Raw genomic sequence first — 22,859 nt, forward strand, 5'->3', positions numbered from 1 at the left:
CACCCATGGGTTTGTTTGACAAGATTGCAGCGAAGGCCATGCCGGAGGACGAGTACGACGACGTCGATTACGACGAGTACGAAGACTACCCGGAGGATGAGGACTACGAAAGCGTGAGCCCGATCCGCCCGGTCTCCCAGGCTCCCGAAGTAGCGCGCATCGTCACTGTGTGGGTCTCTAGCTTCCGCGACGCCGCCGATTTCGCGCTCGAGTTCCGCAACGGTCTGCCGGTGGTGCTCAACCTGTCCGAGGCCGCCGATGACGAGCGCAAGCGCATCGTGGACTTCGCCTACGGCCTCACCTTCGGCCTCGAGGGCTCCTTCAACTCCATCTCCGAGGACGTCTTCCTTCTGACCCCGAAGTCGGTCAAGATCGACTCCTACGGCACTGAAGCCCCGCGCGCCTTCTCCTGATGACGATCTTTGGGCTAGTCCTGTTCTGGGCGTGCCAGCTCTACGTCCTCGTCCTCATCGGGCGTGTTGTGCTGGATTTCGTCCAGATTCTCTCGCGGGATTGGTATCCCTCGGGAGCGTTGGTGGTCCTCGCCAACCTTATCTACAAGCTGACTGACCCTCCGCTGAAGCTCCTGGCGAAGTTCATTCCCCCGCTCAACCTCGGCGGGGTCAGCCTCGACCTGGGCTTCATCGTGCTGTTCATTGCTGTCCAGGTGATCCAGCGCTTCGCCTACCTGCTCTAGGATCCGCGCGGTAGCGAGAGTGGGACGTGGGCTTTCGCTCGGGTGCTAGAGCCGAAAACTGTGACGTGTTAAACGGTTGAGGCGCGCGGGTAGTCGATTAATCGTTATGTATAAGGGGCGCAGGTCTAGTAGTCTAAGCCGAGACGAGGGTTTATACCGCGGGTATGCCCTCCGCAACAATTCTTTATTGATCACGAGGTGAAGAACATGGCTCAGCTAACCGAGCACGATGTCGTCAATATGCGCTTCAATGAACCCCAGCGCGCCGAGGATGGCTTCGATAAGGATCAGGTCGATTTCTTCCTCGACGAGGTCGCCGAAACGATCGCGGCCCTGACGAAGGAGAAGGCTGAGCTCGAGGCCCAGCTGCAGACAGCGAAGGCTCGCATCACGGAGCTCGAGAACCAGCTTGGCCTTGCCACCCCGCAGTCCGATCAGGCCGCGCCGTCGGACGCCACCTCCACTGCCCAGTTCGCCCAGGTTGACCAGCCGGTGAACGAGGTCACGGACGCCACCTCGATGCTCGCTCTGGCCCAGCGTCTTCACGACGAGCACGTGGCTAACGGCAAGGCCGAGGAGGAGCGCATCATCTCCGAGGCGAACGCCGAGCGCACCCGCATCATCACCGAAGCGGAGGACATCCACAACCGCACGCTCACCAAGCTGGAGGAGGAGCGCTCCCTGCTCGAGCGCAAGATCTCCGAGCTACGTGAGTTCGAGCGTGACTACCGCACGCGCCTGCGCAGCTACCTCGAGTCGCTGCTGCAGAACGTTGAGATGCAGGGTAACCAGTAACTCGTTTTTCGGGGGAGGAGGGCGCGGCTGTGTCCTCCTCTTCTTGTTTGTGAGATGAAGAAATCCCTTCCCTTTATTCTTGGCCTTCTCACCATTGCGATCGACCAGCTGGTCAAGCAGTGGGCACTCGGCGCACTCGGCGGCGGGGAACGCATTGAGCTCCTCGGCTCCTTCCTGTCGCTGCGCCTCGTGTTCAATTCAGGAGCCGCGTTCTCGCTTGGCAACTCGATGACGTGGGTGATCACGGCGATCGCCGCGGTGGTGAGCGTGGGCCTGCCCGTGGTCATCGCGCGCTCGGCGCAGGTGCCGGCGATCATCCTCGGCTTTGTCTGGGGCGGCGCCGTGGGCAACTTGATCGACCGGCTCTTCCGGGAGCCAGGATTCCCCAGCGGGCACGTGGTGGACATGATCGATTACAACGGCTACTTCGTGGGCAACGTGGCCGACATCGCGCTGGTGGTGGGCGTGGTGGCCCTCCTCGCCTACGAATTCGGACGCACCCCGGAGAAAACCCAGTGAACACCTACCTCGTTCCCGACGGGCTGGCCGGCGGCCGCGTCGATGCCACCCTTGCCACGATGACCGGGCTCTCGCGGGCCAAGTGCGCAGAGCTCGTGGAGCGCGGGGACGTGTTGCTCGACGGTGCCCGCCCTAAGAACTCGACCAAGGTGGGCCCGGGTAGTGTGCTCGAGGTGGAACTGCCGGTTGAGGAGCCGCTCGTGCGCGAGACGCCGGTGGCGGGCATGGGCGTGATCTTCGAGGACGAGGACATCATCGTAGTGGACAAGCCCGCGGGGGTGGCCGCCCATGCCTCCCAGAACTTCGAGGGGCCCAACGTGCTGGGCGCACTGCTCGCCTCGGGGGTGCGGCTGACGACGTCGGGCCCACAAGAGCGCCAGGGGATCGTGCACCGGCTGGACGTAGGCACGTCGGGGGCCATGGTGGTGGCCAAGTCCGAGCGGGCCTATTCGGGGCTCAAGCACGCGTTCCGGGAGCGGACGGTCACGAAGGTTTACCACGCGCTCATCCAAGGCCACCCCGATCCCATGTCGGGCACGGTGGAGGCGCCGATCGGGCGCGACATGCGCCATCAGTGGAAGATGGGCGTGCGCGCGGACGGCAAGCATGCGATCACGCACTACGACGTGATCGAGGCGATGCCCGGGGCCTCGCTCGTGGAGGTTCACCTGGAGACGGGGCGCACGCACCAGATCCGCGTGCACATGTCCGCCATCAAGCACCCGTGCCTGGGCGATGTCATGTACGGCGCGGATCCGGTGCAGGCCGAGCGGCTCGGGTTGGAACGGCAGTGGCTGCACGCCGTCAAGCTCGGCTTCGAGCATCCAACCACAGGGCATTACATCGAGTTCGAGTCGCCGTACGCGGAGGATCTGGCCCGGGCGCTCACGACCGTGCGTGAGGGATACGGCCTGCCGTGAGGGTCTGGCAGGTGACCACCCGCGAGGAGCTCGAGCGCTGCTTCGCGATCCGGATGGCCGTGTTCGTCGACGAGCAGCACGTGGAGGCGGCCAACGAGATCGACGCGCTCGATTTCGCTCCGCCCACCCGCCACGTCCTGGCTGAGGTGGGCGGGCATGACGCCGGCACTGCCCGGCTCTTGATCGACGAGGCCGGGCACGTGCACGTGGGCCGCGTGGCGGTCCATTCTTGGGCCCGCGGCACCGGGGTGGGCCGTGCGCTGATGAACGCGATGCACGAGCTGGCGCTTGATGTGGCGGGTGACGACGTTCGCGTGGAGCTGTCGGCCCAGGAGAGCGCGATGGGTTTCTACGCAAGCCTGGGCTACGGCGTCGTGAACCGGGAGCGCTACCTGGACGAGGGGATCTGGCACCAGGACATGGTCCTCACACTGCGACGCGCCGAGGCCCAGTAGAATTGCGGGCGGCGGTGCGGTTAGGTGGGATCACATCGGGCTCCGAGAACTTTGCCGGAGGCCCTCGCTAGACTGAATCCCATGGCTAAGAACTTCGCGCACCTTCACGTCCACACCGATTACTCGCTGCTCGATGGAGCGGCGAAGATCGGGCGCCTGGTCAAGGAAGTGGCGGCGCTTGGCCAGCCTGCCGTGGCGATTACCGACCACGGGAATCTGCACGGCGCCTACGAACTGTACAAGGCGGCAAACGGCGCGGGGATCAAGCCAATCATCGGGCTGGAGGCTTACATGACGCCGGGCACCTCCCGCCACGATAAGACACGCGTATTTTGGGGCACGGAAGCCCAGCGGAAGGACGACGTGTCGGCGCGTGGCTCCTACACGCACATGACGCTGCTGGCGGAGACCACGGAGGGCATGCACAACCTGTTCCGCATGCAGTCCCTCGCCTCGATCGAGGGCACGCTCGGCAAGGCTGCGCGCATCGATAGGGAGCTGCTGGAGAAATACCATCACGGGCTCATCGGCACGGCGGGATGCCCGTCGGGGGAGATCCAGACCAGGCTGAGGCTGGGCCAGTTTGACGAGGCGCTGAAGGCTGCGGGCGAGTTCCAGGACATCTTCGGCAAGGAGAACTTCTACTTCGAGCTCATGGACCACGGCCTGGATATCGAACGCCGGGTTAAGGACGATCTGCTGGCGATCGCGCGCCAGATCGGGGCGCCCCTACTGGCCACGAACGATTCGCACTACGTCACCCAGGATCAGTCCACGGTGCAGGACGCGATGCTCGCCCTGAACTCGGGCTCCACGCTCATGGATCCGGACCGCTTCCGCTTCGAGGGTACGGGCTACTACATCCGTAGCTCGGAGGACATGTGGAATTCTTTCGGCCACCTCGAGGGCGCGTGCGAGAACACGCTGGAGATCGTGGAGCGCTGCAACGTCCACTTCGACACCACGGCCGACGGCGTGAACTACATGCCCAAGTTCCCGGTGCCGAGCGGGGAAGATGAGAAGTCGTGGTTCGTGCGGGAGGTCAATGACGGGCTGCACCGCCGCTACGGGGATGTCATCCCGGATGACGTGCGCAAGCGCGCGGACTACGAAATGGACGTCATCTTGCAGATGGACTTCCCCGGCTACTTCCTGGTGGTCTCGGATTACATCCGCTGGGCGCGGCGGCACGGGATCCGCGTGGGCCCGGGGCGCGGATCGGGTGCGGGATCGATGGTGGCCTACGCACTCGAAATCACCCAGCTCGATCCGATCAAGCACGATCTGCTCTTTGAGAGGTTCTTGAACCCGGAGCGCATCTCCATGCCCGATCTCGATATCGACTTCGACGATAGCCGGCGGGACGAGGTGATCGAGTACGTGGAGGACAAGTACGGCAAGGACAAGGTCTCCCAGGTGGTCACGTTCGGCACGATCAAGGCCAAGCAGTCGCTCAAGGATGCCTCTCGCGTGCTCGGCTACCCGTTCGAGATGGGCGATCGGCTCACCAAGGCGATGCCGCCGTCGGTGATGGGCAAGGACATCCCGGTCAATGACTTGTTCAACAAGGATCACCCGCGGTATGCGGAGGCGGGGGAGATCCGCGAACTGATTGACAACGATCCGGACTGCAAGAAGGTCTATGACCTGGCCTGTGGCCTGGAGGGAATGACTAGGCAGACGGGCATGCACGCCTGCGCCGTCATCATGTCCTCCAAGCCCCTGACCGATGTCATTCCGGTCATGATGCGCCAGCAGGACGGCGCGATCCTCACCCAGTTCGAATACCCTGAGTGCGAGGAACTGGGCCTGATCAAGATGGACTTCCTCGGCCTGTCGAACCTCACGGTGATCGAGGCGGCCCTGGCAAACATCCGGGTCAACGGAAAGGATGCCCCGGATATTGACGCGATCCCGCTGGATGATCCGAAGACGTACGAGCTGCTGGCTCGCGGCGACACGCTCGGCATTTTCCAGCTCGATGGCGCCGGCATGCGCACGCTGCTTCGCCAGATGAAGATGGACAGCTTCGCCGACATCTCGGCCGTCTCCGCCCTCTACCGCCCGGGCCCGATGGGCGCGAACTCGCACACGAACTACGCCCTGCGCAAGAACGGGCTGCAGGAAAAGACGCCGATCCACCCGGAGCTGGAGGAGGGCCTCGAAGACATCCTGGGCGTTACCCACGGCCTCATCGTGTTCCAGGAGCAGGTGATGCGTATCGCCCAGAAGCTGGCGGGCTTCACGCTGGGCCAGGCAGATATTTTACGTAAGGCGATGGGCAAGAAGAAGGCCGAGGTGCTCCAGCAGCAGTTCGCCAGCTTCTCCCAAGGTATGCGGGACAACGGGTTCTCTCAGGAGTCGATCGACACCCTGTGGGACATCCTGCTGCCCTTCTCCTCCTACGCCTTCAACAAGTCGCATTCGGAGGCCTATGCGCTGGTGTCCTACCAGACGGCCTACCTCAAGTCCCATTTCCCGGCCGAATTCATGGCGGCCCTGCTCACCTCGAAGATGTCGGATAAGACGAAGGTGGCCACGTATCTCGCTGAATGCCGGCGCATGGGCATCAAGGTGCAGGTGCCGGACGTCAACAGTTCGCTGGCCGACTACACGGCGGTCGGCGATGAGATCCGCGTGGGCCTGCGGGCCGTACGCAACGTGGGCGCGAACGTAGTGGACGGCATCATCAAGGCGCGCGAGGAGAAGGGGCCCTTCACCTCGTTCCAGGACTTCCTGGACAAGATCCCGCTGTCGGCCTGCAACAAGCGCTCGATCGAGTGCCTGATCAAGGCGGGTGGCTTTGACTCGCTGGGGGAGTGCCGCCGGGCGCTCGTGGCGATCGTGGAGGAGGCGATCGATGCGGTCATCCCGGTCAAGCGCAACGAGGCGGCCGGCCAGTTCGATCTCTTCGGAGACCTGGGGGTTGGCGGTAGCGACGGGTTCGACGTGGCGATCCCTGACATCCCCGAATGGGACAAGCGCGAAAAGCTCAACTTCGAGCGGGAGATGCTCGGCCTGTATGTCTCGGACCACCCGCTATCGGGCATGGAGAACTTCCTCAACCGCGCCGCGGACACCACGGTGGTTGACCTGCTCGAATCAGACAACGTGCGTGACGGGCAGATGGTGACGATCGCGGGCCTCATATCCGCCGTTCAAACGAAGATCACGAAGAAGTCGGGCAAGGCGTGGGCGATCGCCACGATCGAGGACCGCACCGGCCCGATCGACGTCAACTTCTTCCCGGCCACCTATCAGCAGGTGTCTTCGATCCTGATCCCGGACGCGGTAGTCATCGTAGAGGCCCGGGCCCAGATCGAAGATGAGGGGCCGGTCAAGCTGTCTGCCAGGACGATGACCTTACCGCCGGCGGGCGAAATCGAGCTGGACCACCCGATCGACATCAAGATCGACGAGCGGGCGTGTAGCGCGGTGAAAATGGATCAGCTGGCGGAGATCCTTGCCCGCTATCCGGGCCAGTCGCCGGTGCGTCTACACGTGTGGCGTGCCGCGCCGAACAAGACCGTGGTGGCCGAGGTTGCGAGCAACTTCTGGGTCTCCCCGGAGCCGTCGCTCTACACGGAGCTCAAGGTGCTACTCGGGCGGGACTGCGTGGTGTAGTTAGCCTTCGATCACCTTGGCGCGGTAGCCGCCGGCCTCGACCACGTCGCCAGCGGCGAGCTTGTGGGCGCGGCGGGTCTCCACCTGTCCGTTGACTGCAACCTCGCCGGCGGCGATGAGTTCGCTGGCGTGCCCGCCGGTTTCGGTAAGGTTGGCGAGCTTGAGGAACTGGCTGAGCTTAATCGGCAGGCGTACGGGTATTTCTTCCATGACTCTATTGTCTCACGGGCACGGCCCGAAGCCGGCCAGGGCTACGCCGCGGTGGGCGTGTTGCGGGTGCGCCGCCACACGAGGGCGAGGGCGGCGACGAGGAGGGCGAGCAGGGCCCAGGGCGAGCCCGTGGCCGCGCGGAAGGCGGCGGACCACACGGCCCAGCCGATCGTGGTGTAGATGAGGGCCCAGGCGATCGCGCCCGGGATGCTCGCAATGGAGTAGCGCAGCCAGGGCATGGCGATGACCCCGGCGGAGAGCTGGATGAGAGTCTGGAGGCCTACCGTGACGAAGGAGAACGGGATCATCGGCCACCCGCGCCGGCGAAGTGCCGCGATCGCGTTCTGGGTGGAATCGGCGTGGACGCGGTTGTACATCCGCAGGCGCCAGCCGCCGTGCGGCCGGCCCCGCTTCGTGATGAAGGACCCCATGTAGCGGCCGAGCCAGTAGATCGCCTGCGAGCGGGAAAACGCGCCGAAAAGGAAAAAGAGGTACACGAAAGCCACCGGCCCGCTCCGGACGAATTCGGCGATCGCGTCAATAAGTCCCACCAGGCCTACACTACGCGACACTCAGGGAAAAAGGAAAGTGTTAGCTGGCAGCGTCTTCCGCGCAATTAGCGCATAGGCCATAGATTTCGATGTCATGCGAAATGTCGGTGAAGCCGTGTTCCTTAGCGACACCCTTGGTTAGGTCCTCGAGCTGGGGGATGAAAAGCTCAACCGTGCGCCCGCAGCTGCGGCACAGGAGGTGATGGTGGTGGCCGTCGTCCTTGCAGTGGCGGAAGAGCTGGACGTCGGTGCCTTCCTGGCGTAACACGTCCACGCTTCCCTGCTCGGCGAGTGCCTGAAGGTTGCGGTAGACGGTGGCCAGCCCCACCTTCTCGCCGCGTTCGAGCAACAGCTCATGGATGCGCTGGGCGGGCAGGAATTCTTCCGTCTCTTCCAGCAAGGTGGCGATCGCGTTGCGCTGCCTAGTCATTCTCATGGGGAACCTCCGCCTCTATCCTAGCGTAGCGGCGCGGTGTCGCAGTCAACGTTGACCTTGACGTCGGGAGCGTGGTGGGGGTGCGGGTGGCGGTGCACATCGCGCTTGAGGGCCCGCATGACGAGGGGGCGCAACGCGACGACGATCGCGTACAGGCCCACCGCGAGCACGACGATGGTGGCGCCGGGGGACCAGGGCTTGACGTAGGTGATGACGAGGCCGGCGACTGCCACGACCACCCCAATGGCCATAGCGGCCCGCATCGTGGTTTTGAACGAGCGGGAGAGCGTCTGGGCGATCGCCACCGGGATCACCATGAGTGCCGAGACGAGGAGCGCTCCCACGATCCGCATGGCCAGGGCCACGGTGAGAGCCGCCGTGACGGAGATGAGGATCGACAGCAGGCCGGTGGGCAGGCCCGACGCGCGAGCGAACTCCTCGTCGTGGCACAACGCGAAGAGCGCGGGGCGCAACCCGATCCCGACGGCGAGGATGACGATGGTCAGTCCGATCGTGAGGTAGGTGTCGGTCCTGGTGACGGTGGAGATGGAGCCGAAGAGGTAGGCGTTGAGGTTTGACGTCGTGCCCCCGGCGATGCCGATAAGGAGCACGCCGCCGGCGATGCCGCCGTAGAAAAGCATGGCGAGGGCGACGTCGCCCGAGGCGTGGCCGTGGGTGCGCATCCACTCGATGAGGAGGACGCCGACCACCGAGGCGATGATCGCGCCGGGGACGGCCCAGGCATCTTTGTCGATGGCGCCGGCGGCGCTGGCCGCGAGCCAGCCGAGGGCCACACCGGTGAGAGCCACGTGGCCGATCCCGTCCCCGAGTAGGGTGAGGCGTCGCTGGACGAGGTAGGTGCCGACCACCGGGGCGGCGAGCCCCACCAGGACCGCGACGATGAGGGCGCGCTGCATGAAGGTGGAGGAGAGCATGTCGACAATCACAGAGGGCCTCCAAGCCAGGGGGATCGGTAGTGCGGGGCGTTGTCGCCGTGCTCGTGGACGTGGTCGTGCCCGGGCAGGGCGTGGTGGCCAGAGCCGTGGAGGTCAGCGATGTCGGTGGTGTGCTCGAGTACACGGCCGGCGTCGAGGATGAGCGCCTCGTCCACCAGCTCGCGGTATTCGTGGACCTCGTGCAAGACGAGGATGATCGTCTTGCCCTTGGCCTTCTCAGCCGCGAGCGTGGCGAGGATGGTTTCGCGCGAAGAGCTGTCGACGCCGGCAAAGGGCTCGTCGAGGATGAGCAGGTCCGGGTCGCGGACGAGGGCGCGGGCGGTGAGGATGCGCTGCTGTTGGCCGCCGGAGAAGGTCTGCACAGACTCGTTCGCGCGATCGGCCAGCCCGACTGTTTCGAGCGCGGCCATCGCGGCTTCCCGTCCGCCGCGCCGGGGGCGCAGGAGATTGCCGTACACAAGGCCGCCCATGACGGTCTCGAGCGCGGTAGCGGGAACGCCGGAGGTCGCCGTCGTGCGCTGGGGAGCAAATCCGATGCGGGCCCAGTCCACCTTGCGGCGCGCGGTGAGGTCCGTGCCGAACAGCGTGATCGTGCCCGCAGACGTGGGGATGGCCCCGACAAGCACACGCACAAGCGTGGACTTGCCGGAGCCATTCGCACCAAGCACGGCGAGGGTGCGGCCCTGGGCCAGCTCGAAGTCGATCCCTAACAGGATGTGGGCCGATCCGAGCTGGACGTGCAGGCCACTCGCAGTAACTGCGGGCGTCATTAGCACCCCATGGACGTGCGCAGCAGTTCGATGTCGTGCTTCATCACGTCGAGGTAATCCATGTTCGGGTCACGCTGGGTGGCGGCCGGGTCGAGGACGTCGGCCGTGAGGTTGAGGTCGTCGCCGATCGCCTTCGCGGTCTTCGTCTCGCCATCCGAGGTGGCGAAGACCGTGTCAATCTGGTGCTCGGTCACGAGCTCCTGGATCTCGCGGATGCGGGCCGGCGAGGGCTCAATCTCCGGGTCGAAACCGGCGATGCCGATCTGGTTGAGCCCGGCCTCAAGCGCGAGGTAAGAGAAGGCCTTGTGCGACACGAGGAAGGAATCCGTGCGGCACTGCGTAGCGTCGATCCCCTCGAGCTCGTCCAACAGGCCCTGCAGGTCGGCCTTGACGGCCTCGGCGTTCGCCTCGTAGGTGGCCTTGTTCGCCTCGTCCAGGTTGATGAGCTGCTGGGCGATCGTGTCCGCGGCGAGCATCATGCGGGCCGGATCGGTCCAGAAGTGCGGATCGTGCGTGCCGTGGTCGTGGCCGTCGCCGTCCTCGTGGTCCTGGTCATGGTCGTGATCGTGATCTTCGGCCTCGGCGTCGTGGTCATGGTCGTGATCGTGATCTTCGGCCTCGGCGTCGTGATCGTGGCCCTCGTGCGGGTCGGTGCCGAGCTCGGCGAAGGGCAGGAGGTTGACCGAATCGCCGATGTTGACGGCCGAGACGTCGGAGGCATCGATCGCGTCGTCGATGGCGGGGGAGAGCTTGGCGATGTAGAGCACGAGGTCGGCGTCCGACAGCTCGGAGACCTCCTTGGGGGACAGCTCGACGCCGTGGGCGTCGGCCCCGGGCGGGGTGAGGTCGGTGACAGCTACGTGCTCGCCGCCGATGCGCTCGGCCAGGTAGGTCAGCGGGTAGAAGGAGGTGGTGACCTTGAGGGCCGAGGAGTCGGCGCTATCGGTGCTGCCGGCATCGGGCGCGGAGGAACAGGCACTCAGCGCGAGGGCGCTGGCGAAGAACACGGAAGCAGTTTTTAACATCTTCATGGGAACTATTATCGGAGTATTTGAGAATGACAGTCAATCTCCGGTGATGCCTTCCACATGGGGCGAGGCCGTGGAAAGGGGGCGTTCACCATAGAATAAAAGTGGACCTTCGTCTGGCCACCGGGTTTCCGGTGACCCGCAGCAGCCAGCTGCGGGGTGGTATTCCGCACCATCCAGGTGCGGCAAAGAAAGGAGCGAAACAGTGGCCAAGCAGGCACCTTCGCGTCTCGATCAAGCAATTTCCCTCGCCAAGCGGCGCGGCTTCGTCTTCCCCTCGGGTGAAATCTATGGCGGCACGCGCTCCGCGTGGGATTACGGGCCGCTCGGCGTCGAGCTCAAGGAAAACATCAAGCGCCAGTGGTGGAAGCGGAACGTGCAGGGGCGCGCCGACGTCGTCGGCCTGGATTCCTCCATCATTCTGCCGCGCCAGGTCTGGCACGCGTCCGGGCACGTGGACACGTTCTCGGACCCGCTGGTGGAGTGCCTCGAGTGCCACAAGCGCCTGCGTGAGGACGAGCTCATCGAGCAGTACGCCGCCAAGAACGGCGTGGACGAGGCGGACGTGACGATGGCGGACGTGGCCTGCCCCAACTGTGGCAACCGCGGCAAGTGGACTGAACCGCGCGCGTTTTCCGGCATGCTCAAGACCTTCCTCGGGCCGGTCGACGACGAGGCGGGGTTGCACTACCTGCGCCCGGAGACCGCCCAGGGCATTTTTGTTAATTTCGCCAACGTCATGACGTCGGCGCGCGTGAAGCCCCCGTTCGGCATCGCCCAGACGGGCAAGTCCTTCCGCAACGAGATCACGCCGGGCAACTTCATCTTCCGCACCCGCGAGTTCGAGCAGATGGAGATCGAGTTCTTCGTCAAGCCGGGCGAGGACGAGGAATGGCACCAGGCGTGGATTGATGAGCGCCTGGCCTTCTACACCGACCTCGGCATTGATCCGGACAACCTGCGCCTCTACGAGCACCCGCAGGAGAAGCTCTCGCATTACTCCAAGCGGACGGTGGACATCGAGTACCGCTTCGGCTTCCCGAACTCCGAGTTCGGCGAGCTCGAGGGGATTGCGAACCGTACGGACTTCGACCTCTCGGCCCACTCGGAGGCCTCGGGCAAGAAACTGGAGTACTTCGACCAGCAGTCCGGCGAGCGCTACACGCCGTACGTCATCGAGCCGTCGGCGGGCTTGACCCGCTCGCTTATGGCCTTCCTCGTGGAGGCCTACGCGGAGGACGAGGCGCCCAACACGAAGGGCGGCGTGGATAAGCGCGTTGTACTCAAGCTCGACCCGCGCCTGGCCCCCGTCAAGGTGGCCGTGCTTCCGCTCTCGCGTAAGGAGGAGCTGACGTCGGTGGCGAAAGACCTCGCGGCTGACCTGCGCAAGTACTGGAACGTCGAGTACGACGACGCCGGGGCCGTGGGCCGCCGCTACCGCCGCCAGGACGAGATCGGCACGCCGTACTGCGTGACGATCGACTTCGACTCCCTGGATGACAAGGCGGTGACGATCCGCGACCGCGACACGATGGAGCAGGTCCGCATCCCAATGGATGAGGTCAAGTCCTTCCTGTCTGAGAAGCTGGCGGGCTGTTAGTGGGTAGCTCTCACGACGGGGTGGGCCACGTGCACTCGCACGCGGCCCACCTTTCCATGGGCCCGCAGCAGCGCCGGAAGGTACGGCTGATCCTTGCGGCGATCGTGGTGCCGCTCGCGGTGGCCACCCTCGTTGGCCTGGTGTGGTTGTGGCCGCGGGGTGAGACCCCGGTGGGTTCGGTGGAGCTCAACTATTCCGGTTCGTCGACTGCGATCGGCACGGTCACGTCGATCGGCGCGATGGACGAGGTGGGCCAGTACCCGGTCACGATGGTGGTGGACGGGGTGGAGGTGCCGGTCCACGTGCCGTTCGAGGTGGTGGGCAACGGGCTGGACGTGGGCGATAAGATTAAGGCCCTGTTCAATCCCGGCGCGGTGGAGTTTGGCTCTCCCTATATCTTTGTGGACTTCGTGCGCGACGTGCCGTTGTCGGCGCTGGTGGCGCTTTACGTCATCGTCGTGGTGGCGGTGGCCCGCTGGAAGGGGCTCGCGGCGCTGTTAGGCCTGACCGCCTCGCTCGCGGTGGTGGGCACTTTCATGTTGCCGGCTCTCATGGTGGGTACTGCCCCGCTGGCCGTCATCGTGGTGGGGGCATCGGCGATGATGTTCGCCTCCATTTACTTCGCCCACGGGGTCTCGATCCGTACCACGACGGCGGTGCTTGGCACCTTTGCCGGCCTGCTCATTACGGGTGTTCTGGCGGCGGTGTCGGTGCGGGCGAATAACCTCACGGGCACGCTGTCGGACGACGCGATTTCGCTGGCCGGGCAGCTGACCTACCTCAACATGAGCGACATCCTGCTGTGCGGGATCATCCTGGCTGGCCTGGGCGCGCTTAACGACGTGACGATCACGCAGGTCTCCACCGTGTGGGAGTTGCAGGCGGCGAACGCGGCGGCGAGCCGTGCGAAGGTGTTCAGCCAGGCGATGGTGATCGGCCGCGACCACATTGCCTCCACTGTCTACACCCTCGCCTTCGCCTACGTGGGCACCTCGCTGCCGCTCCTCATGAGCGCGGCGCTGGTCAACCGCGGGGTGCTCGACCTGTTCACGGTGGGCCAGATCGCTGAGGAGATCGTCCGTACGCTCGTTGCCTCGATCGGCCTGGTGCTCGCCATCCCGATGACCACGGCGATCGCCACCCTGCTTGCGCCCATTGCGCCCTCGCGGAAGGCGGACGCATGAGCTTCCCGTCCGCGTCCGCTCGCCTCACGACGCCGCAGCGCGGCGTCCCTGCCGTGCGCATCGGCTCCCTCGGGCTCGGCACCCCGCTCATGCTCGCCCCGATGGCGGGCGTGACCAACCCGCCCTTCCGCCAGCTGTGCCGGCAGTTTGGCGAGCAGGCCCTGGCCGACGTCGCCGGCGATTCGGGCGTGGCCGGGCCGGACGGCGTCGTGAATCCTGATCACGCGGAGGGAACGTTTGCGCCGGCGGGGCTGTACGTGTGCGAGATGATCACGTCGCGGGCGCTGGTGGAGCGCACGCCCGAGACGATGCGGATGATCCAGCCCGATATGGGCGACCCGGTGCGCTCAATCCAGATTTACGGCGTGGGCCCAGCGGCGGTGGGGGAGTCGGTGCGGCTGGTGGTCGGGAACGGGTACGCCGACCACATCGACCTCAACTTCGGCTGTCCTGTGCCCAAGGTGACCCGCAAGGGCGGCGGCTCTGCGCTGCCGTGGAAGCACGACCTGTTCGAGGCGATCGTGAGCGAGGCCGTGCGCGCGGCCGACGAGGCCTCGGGCGGGCGCGTGCCGGTCACGGCCAAGTTCCGTATCGGTATCGACGACGACCACGAGACCTTCCGCGACGTGGCCCGGATCTGCGAGGATGCCGGGATCGCGGCCCTCACCCTGCATGCCCGCACCACCGCCCAGCACTATGCTGGTACGGCCCGTTGGGAGGTCATTGGCGATCTGGTGCGCGAATCGTCCCTGCCGGTCTTCGGCAACGGCGACGTGTTTGAGGCCGAGGATGCGGCAGCGATGATGGAGCTAACGGGAGCGGTCGGAGCCGTGGTGGGGCGCGGATGCCAGGGCCGGCCCTGGCTGTTCTACGACCTCGTGGCCGCTATGCATGGCTCGGATCGGCGTATGCGGCCGAACCTGGCTCGTGTGTGCGAGATCATCATGCGCCACGCCGAGCTCGCGGTGGAACACTTTGGGGATGATCGCCGGGCGATGCGCGAGATGCGCAAGCACGTGGGCTGGTATATGCGCGGCTTCGCCGTGGGCGGGCAGCTGCGGCGCGACCTGGGGCTGGTGGAGACGCTGGAGGACCTGCGCGCCCGCCTCGGCCAGCTCGACCTTGACCAGCCTTACCCGGAGGCGGCCAGCGGGCCGCGCGGCCGGGCCGGCGGGGAAAAGCAGCCACACCTGCCCGAATTCTGGCTCGACTCCCACGAGCTTACCGCCGAGCAGAAGGCGCGCCTGCACGAGGCCGAGCTCGGGATCTCGGGCGGCTGACGCCCGCTGTGAGGCCCGCGCTCAATTCGGGGGCAGCGCTCAATTCGGGGGCAACCCTAGCGCCGCAGCCAGGCGGCTTCCCCGGGTGGGATCACAAGGTTGGTGCCCTCCTCGGGGAGTTCGATGAGGGAGGAGACGAGCACTCGGCCGTCGTTGGGCACCAGGTAGGGGTAGGGGCCGAAGTTGAGTAGCATGCTCACCTTGTCGGTGGCGAGCCAGATGAAGCCGTCGGCCGCCTTGTCGGTGGAGATGAGGATCGAGGAGTGATGGAGCGAGAGCGAGTTGCGCAGGCGCAGCGCGTGGCGCACTGACGGCGAGCGGCCCGGGATGTTCTGCTCGAAGTGGAGGAAGCCGGGGAAGAAGCACGAGGCGAGGAGGATCGCGCCCTCGCTCAGGTTTCCGGCGCGGTTTTCGAGCGCGTCGAAGGAGCAGTTCCAGGAGGGGATCGCGCCGGCGATTTCGAAGAATTGCAGGATGTTGGCGACCTCGCCGGGGAAGGTGTCCGGGGTGAAGGCGTGTGGGGTGGCGATCTGGAAGCGCACCACGTCGAAGAAGTCTTCGAGGGCGTGGGTGCTGGCCTCGGCAAAGGAGGTGGAGCGCACGTTGGCGGACACGATCGCGTCCTGGTGGGATTCGACGTAGGCGAGGAGTTCGCGGGTGTCCCAGCCGGCGTGGATGTGCGCGCCGGAGTCGGTGAGCTCTTCGGGGTCGGTGAGGTCGATCGTGCCGAGTTCTACGCCGTAGGCGCCGTGGTCGAACCATTGGTTAAGGATGGCATAGCGTTCCGCGGCGAGTGCGGGGGCGCGGGCGACGACGTCGGCGCCGACGTGCGGCAAGAGGCGGACACCCCGCCGCGAGGCTGCGCGGGTGACCTTCTCGATGTAGTCCGGTTCGGCGTCGGCAATCAGGGCGGGCAGGGACATGACGTTCATGCCGAAGCGCGCGCATTCGGAGATGAGCCCGAGGGCGACGTTGGTGGTGTGGACTTCCTGAGGGGTGGCCTGGTACCACAGGTGATGTCGCGCCCAGGGGCCGGGAACGCGCGGCGCGCGGTACAGCGGCGAGGCCGTTGGAGAACCCTGGTTGGATGCAATCACGTGTTCCATTGTGCCACAGCGGGTAAGGTGAGGGCGTGAGTTATTCTTCTATCGATACCCAGCGCTGGGCGCACGAACCCTCGAAGAATCCGTCCCGCACCGACTTCGAGCGCGATCGGGCCCGGGTGCTGCATTCCTCGGCGCTGCGGCGGCTGGGTGCGAAGACCCAGGTGCTCGGCCCTGAGTCGGACGACTTCATCCGCACCCGCCTCACCCATTCTCTCGAGGTGGCCCAGGTGGGGCGGAGCCTGGCGAAGAACCTCGGCGCGGACCAGGACCTGGTGGAGGCCGCCTGCCTGTGCCACGACATCGGCCACCCGCCCTTCGGCCACAACGGCGAGCACACGCTCAACGACATCTGCGCCGGCATCGGCGGTTTCGAGGGCAACGCCCAGACCTTGCGCGTCATTACGCGGCTCGAGCCGAAGCGTTTTCACGACGACGACCGCCCGGCCGGCCTTAACCTCACGCGCGCCACGATCGACGCCACGATCAAGTACCCCTGGCCGCTCTTCGGCGGGCCCGCTGGGAGCCTGAGCCCCAAGTTCGGCTACTACGCCGACGACGAGCCCGTGTTCGCGTGGGTGCGCGGGGGCGAGGAGGGCCGGTGTGCCGAGGCGCAGATGATGGACCTGTCCGACGACATCGCCTACTCCGTCCACGACATCGAGGATGCGATCGTGCGCGGTAAGCTCGACCCTTCGGCGTTGCAGGCGGACCGGACGCGGCAGGTCGACGACGTCGTCGCCGCAACCACCCTGTGGTACGGCACGGCGATTTCGGCTGACGAGCTGGTGGCCGCCTCCCAACGCTTGTTTGCCATGAAATCCTGGCCCGCGAGCTACGAGGGCACGCTACGCGACCTGGCCCGCCTCAAGGATCTTACCTCGGATTTGATCGGGCGCTTCGTGTCGGCTGTGTGTAGCGTGAGCCTGGAGGCGAGCGGCGGGGAGCCGATCTACCGCCACGCTGCGGGCCTCACCGTGCCGCGCGAGACCCTGGCCGAGATCACGTTCCTCAAGGGCCTGGCCGTCCACTACGTCATGGCCCCGCGCGAGTTCGAACCGGTCTACTACGAGCAGCGCACCTTGCTCATGGACCTCGTGGACGCGATCACGGAAAATCCGCAGGAACGCCTCGAGCGGCAGTTCCTCGACCAGTGGTGCGAGGCGGCGGGGGAGGACGCGAAGCTGCGGGTGGTCGTCGACCAGATTGCCTCCCTCACCGACCAGTCGGCCCGCCTGTGGCACGCCCGGTTCTGCGGGATGCTGAGGAATTAGTTATCCACCGGGCGCGCTCGCGGGGGCGAAACCCGCGAGCCGGGGCACTCGGGCGCGCAGGGGCGGTCGCTTGCCGCTAAGATGGGGGCGTGGCTGGGCTGATCAAACGGGAGAGTATCGATGAGGTGCGCTATCGCGCGCGTATCGAGGACGTGGTCGGCCAGTATGTGACGCTCAAGAGCGCCGGGGTGGGCTCGATGAAGGGGCTGTGCCCGTTCCATGACGAAAAGACGCCCTCGTTTAACGTGCGCCCGCACGTGGGCCGTTGGCACTGCTTCGGGTGCGGCGAGGGCGGGGACGCGATCTCGTTCATCGAGAAGATCGAACACATTTCGTTTGTGGAGGCTGTCGAGCACCTCGCGGAGAAGTTTGGGGTGGCCCTGCAATATGAGGAGGGCGCACCGGTTCAGCGCGGTCCGCGCGACGTGACGCGGGCCCGGCTCATCGACGCCCACCGCGTGGCCGAGGACTTCTATGTCAAGCAGCTCCACACGCCCGAGGGCGCGCAGGCGCGCGAGCTGCTCGAGGGGCGCGGCTTTGACGCGGAGGCGATCGCGTACTTCCGCGTGGGCTACTCGCCCAATTCGTGGGACGCGATGCTGTCCGAGCTGCGTCGCAAGGGCTTTACGGAAAAGGAGATCGCGGCGTCGGGACTGGTCACGGCTGGAAGCCGCGGGCACTACGACCGCTTCCGCAACCGGGTGATGTGGCCGATCCACTCGATCACGGGCGAGCCAATCGGGTTCGGCGCCCGCAAGCTGGGGGACGAGGAGGGGCCCAAGTACCTCAACACCCCCGAAACGATGATCTACAAGAAGTCCCAGGTGCTCTACGGGCTGGACCTGGCGAAGAAGGACGTTGCGAAGGACCGGCGGATCGTGGTGGTCGAGGGGTATACGGACGTCATGGCCGCCCACCTCGCCGGCGTTCCGCACGCTGTGGCCACCTGCGGCACGGCCTTTGGCGAGGAGCACGTGAAGATCGTGCGCCGGTTGCTGGGGGACTCGGCGAATCCGGCCGCGGGCGTCATCCTGTCCTCGGGCCGGGCGTTCGGTGGGGAGGTCATCTTCACCTTCGACGGCGACGAGGCGGGCCAGAAAGCGGCGCTACGCGCCTTCCACGAAGACCAGAGCTTCGGTGCGCAAACCTTCGTGGCCGTCTCCCCGAACGGGCTCGACCCGTGCGATTACCGCCTTGCCTACGGGGACGAAGCCCTGCGGTACATGATCGACGCGCGCGAGCCGCTCTTCGCCTTCGTGTTGCGCTCGCTACTTGCCGGCCTGCCGCTCAATACCGCCGAGGGCCGCACGGCCGGACTGCGCACTACCGCGCCCGTGGTCGCCTCGATCCGGGACAGGGTGTTGCGTGCGGAGTACGTGCGGGAGCTCGCCGGCTACCTGGGGATGGACGAGCGGATCGTAGCTCAGGGTGTGCGTTCTGCGCCGCATGCGCCGGTGCCCGAATACGAGGAGGTGCTCCCGCCGATGCCGAGCGCGCTCCCCCCGCGCCACCGGATCCGCGACCCGCTCGAGCGGATCGAGCGCCAGGCCCTCGAGGTCATGCTGCAACTGCCCGGGCTCGCCCGCGCAGCCAACGCCCAGGAGCTCCCCGCGCGCACTTTCACCGTCCCCACCCACCAGGCGGTTCACGACGCGATCCGGGCGGCAGGCGGCGTCTTTATCTACGACGAACGCCTAGCCCAGCTACGCGAGCAGGGCGATGCGGCACCCGAGGAGCGGGCGGCCGCGTGGTACGTGGACCAGGTGATGGAGCACGCGGACGGCGTCGTCGCCCAGGCGGTCACCCAGCTGTCCGTGGAACCGCTACCCGAGGCGGGGGATCAGTGGCCGTACGTGCGAGGGATCATGATGTCGCTCATCCGGCAGGGCATTACGCGGCAGATCGCGGAGGTGCGCGGCCAGATGCGCAGAACCGCCCCCGATTCCCCCGATCAGGACGTGCTGTTCGCGCGCCTGATCGAACTGGAGAATCAGAGGCGGGCCTTCGACGAAACCGACACCTAGGCGGTTAGCGCTCCTCGTAGTTCTTGGCGAGGGCCTCGACCTTGGCCACAAGCTCGCTGACGTCGGCGCCCTGGCCGGCACGCATGCCGAGCAGGAACAGGGTCATCGGCGCGCCGGGGCGGGAGGGGCCGTGCGCGATCGTGCTCACCAGGTCGAGCAGCTCGTCGCGGTGGGTGTTGATGAGGGCGGGGTCGGCGTCGACCTCGGTGGCGACGGCGTCGAGCCACTTGCCCATGATCGCCATCTTGGTTGCTTCATCAGTCATGACTGATCCTTTCTTTCGTTTTCTTCTCGCGGTGCTTGTCATGGATAAAGGAGACGAGGACGGCCAGGAGGTAGAGCCCGATGAGCACGAACGCCTGGATTGTCATCGGCCAGGGGGAGGGTAGCGGGTTGGCGATCGCGGCGAAGACAAAGCAGAGCACCACGGCCCAGCGCCAGTGCCGTAGCATCGGCTTCCACCCGAGGATTCCAAGAAAGTTGAGCGCCACCAGCACCTCCGGTGCCAGGAAGGACAGGCCGAAGGCCATGACCAGACGCATGTAGAACGTCACGTACGTGGTGGCCCGGAGCAGACTGGCGGAGTTTTCGGGGTTGAAGCTGGTGAGGATATCCACCGCAAGGGGCGCCATCCGCATGCCGGAGACGACGCCCGCGGCGAACAGGATGACGCCCGCGAACCCGAAGGCGAGCACGTGGATCTTCTCGCGGCGCTTGAGGCCGGGGGAAATGAAGGCGAAGATCTGGTAGACCCACCACGGGCTCGTGATGATCGTGCCAATCCAGATCGACACCTTCAGCTTCAGGTCAAAGGCCGCGCCGATCGTGTCGAAGTTGAGCAGGGCCTGCTGCTTCGTGATTTCGGCGAGCGGCGCCGTGATATAGTCCATGACCGGCCCGTACAGGTACCAGCCGGCAATCGAACCGATCCCGATGCCGAGCAGTGCCCACATGAGCCGTTTGCGCAGCTCGCGCAGGTGTTCGCGGATCGGCATGATCCCTTCGGGATTCTTGCGTCTACGGGCGCTCACTGATTTTGCTGGCTATCCGCCTGGCCCTCAAGGCCCGTGGGGAAGGGCGGGTTCTGCGGGTAGGGCTGCTGGGGTAGCGCCTGGCCGGGGATCTGCTCGCCGGGCGCGTAACCGTCCTGCTGCGGTGCCTGGCCGGGCTGCGGTGCCTGACTAGGCTGGGGGTAGGGCGGCTGGCCGGGCTGCTGGTACTGCTGGCCCTGATACGGTTGCTGGCCCTGGTAGGGCTGCTGGTAGGGCTGGCCCTGCGGCGGGATCTGCTTCGGCTCGTCGTCTTGCAGCTCGCGCAGTTCCTTCTTCATCACCTTGGCCGACTGGCCGAGCGAGCGCGCGATGTCAGGCAGTTTCGCGGTTCCGAAAATGATGAGCAAGACGATGACGAGGATGAGGATGTGGGTCGGCTTCATAGAGCTTCCTTTCCGATGACCAGGGACACCAGTGTAGCGAATGGTCTTTAGTTCTTTTTCTGATTGAGCGAGTTGGTTTGCTGCATCCACGCTTGCATTTCTTCGTGGACGGCTTCGCGGATCATCTGGCGAGGGTCGAGGTCGCGCATGTCGAAGGCGGACAGGTCAAGGTCGGATAGCCCCGCCGACTTTAGGTCCGCCGAGGTCTCCTCGCGCACCCGCGCCGAGAAGCCCTTGGCCGCGTCGATGGCTTTGCGCAGGCCGCGCAGGGCGCTGATGATCGCCTCGGGCCCGAGCACGATCACGGCCACCACGAGGATGATGAGGAACTCCCCTCCAGAGATCCCGAAAAACTCCATGCCCCGATCCTATCGTCTCGTTCGGCGATTGTCCGGGTCGGCGTGGGCGCGGGGGACGGCGTCGTTGTAGAGTGAGCCAGTAACATCAGGAGGTAGGATGACGACGCCGTGGCAGGACTCGCTACCAGAGCGCAAGATGCGTTCGGTGCAGCTCGCAACAGCCTTGTATTCGTTAGCGCGCTTCTATGTGGAGGCGCCGAATCACGACGTGGTGGGCCGGTTTTCGGACTCAGCGATGGTGCAGACGTGGCCACTTCGCGACCCGCAATCGCTAGTGGCGCTGGCTGAGATAGGGCAGGCCGGCGAGAGCGTCTACGTGCTCAACGCCGAGTTCAACTCGCTGATTGGGCCGTCGGGTTCTTTGCGGATGGCGGAGTCGGAGTTCACGGGCGAGGACCCGCTGCCGCTCGTGCAGGAGCTTGCCGAGCAGTACGGTGCGGCGGGGTATGCCTCGCAGAAGACCGAGAGCTATCCGCGTGACCACGTGGCCGTGGAACTGGCCTTCCTCGCCCACCTCGTGATCGGCTCGGCCGATGGCGAGAAGGACGCGGAAATTCGTCGGTTCCGCGGCGAGCACCTCGACAGGTTTGTTCCCGAGCTCCTCGAGGAGCTCGAGGCACAGGCGACGACCGCGACGTACCGCGGCGTCGTCGCCCTGACCCGCGCCGCTCTGGCCGGCGTGGAGGAGCTGACGGGTGCCGATGGCTGACAACGTCGGCGCGTTGCTGCGTTGGCTGCACGCCCACGACCTGCCCAAGGAGGTCGTGGTGGTGTGCGAGCACACGGTGGCGCCCAAGCTGGGGCGGGGCCGCCAGCTGGTGGTGTGGGACGGGTGCCTGAAGGATTCCTCAATTGGAGTGCCGGCCCAGTTGCTGGCGCTGGGGATTGCGAAGGTCAGCGTACTGCCCTGCCCGGTCGACCCGGCGGGCGTGGGCGCGCAAGTGGCGAGGTGGCAGTCGCTGACACCGGGGCTCGTGGGCGAGGCAGAGGTTAAGCGGGCGATCTGGCCCGGACCCGAACCTTTGCACCTTGGGAAGATCGCGATGCCGCGGCGCGTGCTGCTGGGCCTCGGCCTGCGCGACGCCCAACCGATCCCCCTCAAGGCAGACGACACCACGCGCACACTCGCCGCGATCGAGCTGCTCACCGAACGCGGGCAGATCGGCAGGGGAGAAGGACTTCAGGCACAGCTGGGCGGCGTGCGGCTGGGGGTGACCGGATGCACGGCGTGTGGCGTGTGCGTGCAGGCGTGCCCCACGGGCGCCCTCGAACTGCGTCACCGCGCGGGTGGATCCGAGCTGTGGCAGCACTCCGAACTGTGCCGGGGTGAGCAGCAGTGCGTGAGCCTGTGCCCGGTGCACGCCGTGTGGGTGCAGGGCCCGATGCGGCTCGGCGACCTGCTCGACGAACCCGAACGCCGGCTCGCCGCAGTAGCCAGCGCACGCTGCGCCCGGTGCGGGGCCGCCCACCCGGCCGAGGAAGGCGAGCTGTGCCAAGTGTGCGCCTATCGAGCGGCGAACCCCTTCGGCTCGATGATGCCGCCGGGTCATGCGGTTCCCGGGCAGGCGGCTCCCGAGCAGGCGGGGAGGCTCGGGCCCGCATAGCCGGAGTCGCCGGTGCCGGGGTGACCGGCGGAAAT

25 protein-coding genes are annotated in these 22,859 nt (G+C 66.0%); 14 read left to right on the forward strand and 11 right to left on the reverse strand.

The features are described 5' to 3' along the window. The first annotated feature begins 5 nt into the window (after window positions 1-5). The 7 genes from AQZ59_RS00620 to dnaE all read left to right on the forward strand — a co-directional run bounded on the left by AQZ59_RS00620 (window position 6) and on the right by dnaE (window position 7,010). A complete protein-coding gene (locus AQZ59_RS00620) occupies window positions 6-413 on the forward strand; it encodes a cell division protein SepF (RefSeq protein WP_062612191.1) in 408 nt (135 codons plus the stop codon). Next, a complete protein-coding gene (locus tag AQZ59_RS00625) occupies window positions 413-697 on the forward strand; it encodes a YggT family protein (protein WP_062612193.1) in 285 nt (94 codons plus the stop codon). The genes AQZ59_RS00620 and AQZ59_RS00625 overlap by 1 nt, the downstream gene beginning before the upstream one ends. A gap of 207 nt (window positions 698-904) precedes the next feature. Next, entirely contained in the window at window positions 905-1,492 is a 588-nt protein-coding gene (locus AQZ59_RS00630) for a DivIVA domain-containing protein (RefSeq protein WP_062612681.1), read from the forward strand. A gap of 54 nt (window positions 1,493-1,546) precedes the next feature. Beyond that, window positions 1,547-2,011 (forward strand): signal peptidase II, encoded by a 465-nt coding sequence (gene lspA / locus AQZ59_RS00635; RefSeq protein ID WP_062612195.1) that lies wholly within the window; start codon window positions 1,547-1,549, stop codon window positions 2,009-2,011. Window positions 2,012-2,070: 59 nt separating this feature from the next. Then, the gene (locus AQZ59_RS00640; protein WP_371258051.1) at window positions 2,071-2,931 is read left to right on the forward strand and encodes an RluA family pseudouridine synthase; all 861 of its coding nucleotides are present in this window, start codon (window positions 2,071-2,073) and stop codon (window positions 2,929-2,931) included. Continuing rightward, window positions 2,928-3,386 (forward strand): GNAT family N-acetyltransferase, encoded by a 459-nt coding sequence (locus AQZ59_RS00645; protein ID WP_201783125.1) that lies wholly within the window; start codon window positions 2,928-2,930, stop codon window positions 3,384-3,386. The genes AQZ59_RS00640 and AQZ59_RS00645 overlap by 4 nt, the downstream gene beginning before the upstream one ends. 81 nt (window positions 3,387-3,467) lie before the next feature. Continuing rightward, window positions 3,468-7,010, forward strand: a complete 3,543-nt coding sequence (gene dnaE, locus AQZ59_RS00650) for a DNA polymerase III subunit alpha (protein WP_062612200.1) — start codon at window positions 3,468-3,470, stop codon at window positions 7,008-7,010. Here dnaE and AQZ59_RS00655 read toward each other — a convergent pair whose 3' ends face one another. The 6 genes from AQZ59_RS00655 to AQZ59_RS00680 are packed head-to-tail and all read right to left on the reverse strand — an operon-like array spanning window position 7,011 to window position 10,964. Beyond that, the gene (locus tag AQZ59_RS00655; RefSeq protein WP_062612202.1) at window positions 7,011-7,220 is read right to left on the reverse strand and encodes an RNA-binding S4 domain-containing protein; all 210 of its coding nucleotides are present in this window, start codon (window positions 7,218-7,220) and stop codon (window positions 7,011-7,013) included. 41 nt (window positions 7,221-7,261) lie between these two features. Beyond that, window positions 7,262-7,771 carry a DedA family protein gene (locus tag AQZ59_RS00660; RefSeq protein WP_160326854.1) on the reverse strand — a complete coding sequence of 170 codons (510 nt, stop codon included), beginning with the start codon at window positions 7,769-7,771 and terminating at the stop codon, window positions 7,262-7,264. 40 nt (window positions 7,772-7,811) lie between these two features. Further along, window positions 7,812-8,201, reverse strand: a complete 390-nt coding sequence (locus AQZ59_RS00665; protein WP_306467460.1) for a Fur family transcriptional regulator — start codon at window positions 8,199-8,201, stop codon at window positions 7,812-7,814. Window positions 8,202-8,227: 26 nt separating this feature from the next. Further along, on the reverse strand, window positions 8,228-9,142 hold the full coding sequence (locus tag AQZ59_RS00670; protein ID WP_062612683.1) for a metal ABC transporter permease: 915 nt from the start codon (window positions 9,140-9,142) through the stop codon (window positions 8,228-8,230). 8 nt (window positions 9,143-9,150) lie between these two features. After that, a complete protein-coding gene (locus AQZ59_RS00675) occupies window positions 9,151-9,933 on the reverse strand; it encodes a metal ABC transporter ATP-binding protein (protein WP_062612207.1) in 783 nt (260 codons plus the stop codon). Next, window positions 9,933-10,964, reverse strand: coding sequence for a metal ABC transporter substrate-binding protein (locus tag AQZ59_RS00680; RefSeq protein WP_082661056.1), 1,032 nt, complete (start codon window positions 10,962-10,964; stop codon window positions 9,933-9,935). Before AQZ59_RS00680 ends, AQZ59_RS00675 begins: the two co-directional genes overlap by 1 nt. 202 nt (window positions 10,965-11,166) lie before the next feature. Between AQZ59_RS00680 and AQZ59_RS00685 the strand changes: the two genes are divergently transcribed. The 3 genes from AQZ59_RS00685 to dusB are packed head-to-tail and all read left to right on the forward strand — an operon-like array spanning window position 11,167 to window position 15,025. Further along, entirely contained in the window at window positions 11,167-12,561 is a 1,395-nt protein-coding gene (locus AQZ59_RS00685; protein WP_062612210.1) for a glycine--tRNA ligase, read from the forward strand. Then, complete coding sequence (locus AQZ59_RS00690; RefSeq protein WP_236698625.1) at window positions 12,561-13,745, forward strand: YibE/F family protein; 1,185 nt, start codon at window positions 12,561-12,563, stop codon at window positions 13,743-13,745. The genes AQZ59_RS00685 and AQZ59_RS00690 overlap by 1 nt, the downstream gene beginning before the upstream one ends. Continuing rightward, window positions 13,742-15,025, forward strand: coding sequence for a tRNA dihydrouridine synthase DusB (dusB, locus tag AQZ59_RS00695; protein WP_169791782.1), 1,284 nt, complete (start codon window positions 13,742-13,744; stop codon window positions 15,023-15,025). The genes AQZ59_RS00690 and dusB overlap by 4 nt, the downstream gene beginning before the upstream one ends. A gap of 56 nt (window positions 15,026-15,081) precedes the next feature. Here the strand turns inward: dusB and AQZ59_RS00700 are convergent, their stop codons facing one another. Next, a complete protein-coding gene (locus tag AQZ59_RS00700) occupies window positions 15,082-16,122 on the reverse strand; it encodes a hypothetical protein (RefSeq protein WP_148132195.1) in 1,041 nt (346 codons plus the stop codon). Between the two features lie 35 nt (window positions 16,123-16,157). Between AQZ59_RS00700 and AQZ59_RS00705 the strand changes: the two genes are divergently transcribed. Together AQZ59_RS00705 and dnaG are read left to right on the forward strand one after the other, a co-directional pair. Beyond that, a complete protein-coding gene (locus AQZ59_RS00705; RefSeq protein ID WP_062612217.1) occupies window positions 16,158-17,402 on the forward strand; it encodes a deoxyguanosinetriphosphate triphosphohydrolase in 1,245 nt (414 codons plus the stop codon). An 89-nt stretch (window positions 17,403-17,491) separates the two neighbouring features. Beyond that, window positions 17,492-19,426 carry a DNA primase gene (gene dnaG / locus AQZ59_RS00710; protein ID WP_062612219.1) on the forward strand — a complete coding sequence of 645 codons (1,935 nt, stop codon included), beginning with the start codon at window positions 17,492-17,494 and terminating at the stop codon, window positions 19,424-19,426. A 4-nt stretch (window positions 19,427-19,430) separates the two neighbouring features. Here the strand turns inward: dnaG and AQZ59_RS00715 are convergent, their stop codons facing one another. The 4 genes from AQZ59_RS00715 to AQZ59_RS00730 are packed head-to-tail and all read right to left on the reverse strand — an operon-like array spanning window position 19,431 to window position 21,220. Then, on the reverse strand, window positions 19,431-19,691 hold the full coding sequence (locus tag AQZ59_RS00715; protein WP_062612221.1) for a DUF6457 domain-containing protein: 261 nt from the start codon (window positions 19,689-19,691) through the stop codon (window positions 19,431-19,433). Continuing rightward, a complete protein-coding gene (tatC, locus tag AQZ59_RS00720; protein WP_062612223.1) occupies window positions 19,684-20,421 on the reverse strand; it encodes a twin-arginine translocase subunit TatC in 738 nt (245 codons plus the stop codon). Before tatC ends, AQZ59_RS00715 begins: the two co-directional genes overlap by 8 nt. Before the next feature lie 32 nt (window positions 20,422-20,453). Next, a complete protein-coding gene (gene tatA, locus AQZ59_RS09820) occupies window positions 20,454-20,861 on the reverse strand; it encodes a Sec-independent protein translocase subunit TatA (RefSeq protein ID WP_070808027.1) in 408 nt (135 codons plus the stop codon). Between the two features lie 47 nt (window positions 20,862-20,908). After that, window positions 20,909-21,220: a Sec-independent protein translocase family protein gene (locus tag AQZ59_RS00730; RefSeq protein ID WP_068538379.1), complete on the reverse strand. Its 312-nt coding sequence runs from the start codon at window positions 21,218-21,220 to the stop codon at window positions 20,909-20,911. 97 nt (window positions 21,221-21,317) lie between these two features. Here AQZ59_RS00730 and AQZ59_RS00735 point away from each other — a divergent pair, with 97 nt between their 5' ends. Both AQZ59_RS00735 and AQZ59_RS00740 read left to right on the forward strand, forming a co-directional pair. Next, window positions 21,318-21,929, forward strand: coding sequence for a TorD/DmsD family molecular chaperone (locus AQZ59_RS00735; protein WP_062612224.1), 612 nt, complete (start codon window positions 21,318-21,320; stop codon window positions 21,927-21,929). After that, on the forward strand, window positions 21,922-22,824 hold the full coding sequence (locus AQZ59_RS00740) for a 4Fe-4S dicluster domain-containing protein (protein WP_143601935.1): 903 nt from the start codon (window positions 21,922-21,924) through the stop codon (window positions 22,822-22,824). The genes AQZ59_RS00735 and AQZ59_RS00740 overlap by 8 nt, the downstream gene beginning before the upstream one ends. The last annotated feature ends 35 nt before the right edge of the window (window positions 22,825-22,859 follow it).

The sequence above is a fragment of the Trueperella bernardiae genome (assembly GCF_001469025.1).
Classification (GTDB): Bacteria; Actinomycetota; Actinomycetes; order Actinomycetales; family Actinomycetaceae; genus Trueperella; species Trueperella bernardiae.

Coding starts and splice junctions, on each gene's coding strand:
- AQZ59_RS00715 (WP_062612221.1), bottom strand. CDS start 19,691: ATGACTGATGAAGCAACCAAGATGGCGATCATGGGCAAGTGGCTCGAC.
- dusB (WP_169791782.1), top strand. CDS start 13,742: ATGAGCTTCCCGTCCGCGTCCGCTCGCCTCACGACGCCGCAGCGCGGC.
- AQZ59_RS00620 (WP_062612191.1), top strand. CDS start 6: ATGGGTTTGTTTGACAAGATTGCAGCGAAGGCCATGCCGGAGGACGAG.
- tatC (WP_062612223.1), bottom strand. CDS start 20,421: ATGCCGATCCGCGAACACCTGCGCGAGCTGCGCAAACGGCTCATGTGG.
- AQZ59_RS00670 (WP_062612683.1), bottom strand. CDS start 9,142: ATGCTCTCCTCCACCTTCATGCAGCGCGCCCTCATCGTCGCGGTCCTG.
- AQZ59_RS00630 (WP_062612681.1), top strand. CDS start 905: ATGGCTCAGCTAACCGAGCACGATGTCGTCAATATGCGCTTCAATGAA.
- AQZ59_RS00735 (WP_062612224.1), top strand. CDS start 21,318: ATGACGACGCCGTGGCAGGACTCGCTACCAGAGCGCAAGATGCGTTCG.
- AQZ59_RS00665 (WP_306467460.1), bottom strand. CDS start 8,201: ATGACTAGGCAGCGCAACGCGATCGCCACCTTGCTGGAAGAGACGGAA.
- AQZ59_RS00625 (WP_062612193.1), top strand. CDS start 413: ATGACGATCTTTGGGCTAGTCCTGTTCTGGGCGTGCCAGCTCTACGTC.
- AQZ59_RS00730 (WP_068538379.1), bottom strand. CDS start 21,220: ATGGAGTTTTTCGGGATCTCTGGAGGGGAGTTCCTCATCATCCTCGTG.
- AQZ59_RS00675 (WP_062612207.1), bottom strand. CDS start 9,933: ATGACGCCCGCAGTTACTGCGAGTGGCCTGCACGTCCAGCTCGGATCG.
- AQZ59_RS00740 (WP_143601935.1), top strand. CDS start 21,922: ATGGCTGACAACGTCGGCGCGTTGCTGCGTTGGCTGCACGCCCACGAC.
- tatA (WP_070808027.1), bottom strand. CDS start 20,861: ATGAAGCCGACCCACATCCTCATCCTCGTCATCGTCTTGCTCATCATT.
- lspA (WP_062612195.1), top strand. CDS start 1,547: ATGAAGAAATCCCTTCCCTTTATTCTTGGCCTTCTCACCATTGCGATC.
- AQZ59_RS00655 (WP_062612202.1), bottom strand. CDS start 7,220: ATGGAAGAAATACCCGTACGCCTGCCGATTAAGCTCAGCCAGTTCCTC.
- AQZ59_RS00680 (WP_082661056.1), bottom strand. CDS start 10,964: ATGAAGATGTTAAAAACTGCTTCCGTGTTCTTCGCCAGCGCCCTCGCG.
- dnaE (WP_062612200.1), top strand. CDS start 3,468: ATGGCTAAGAACTTCGCGCACCTTCACGTCCACACCGATTACTCGCTG.
- AQZ59_RS00640 (WP_371258051.1), top strand. CDS start 2,071: ATGACCGGGCTCTCGCGGGCCAAGTGCGCAGAGCTCGTGGAGCGCGGG.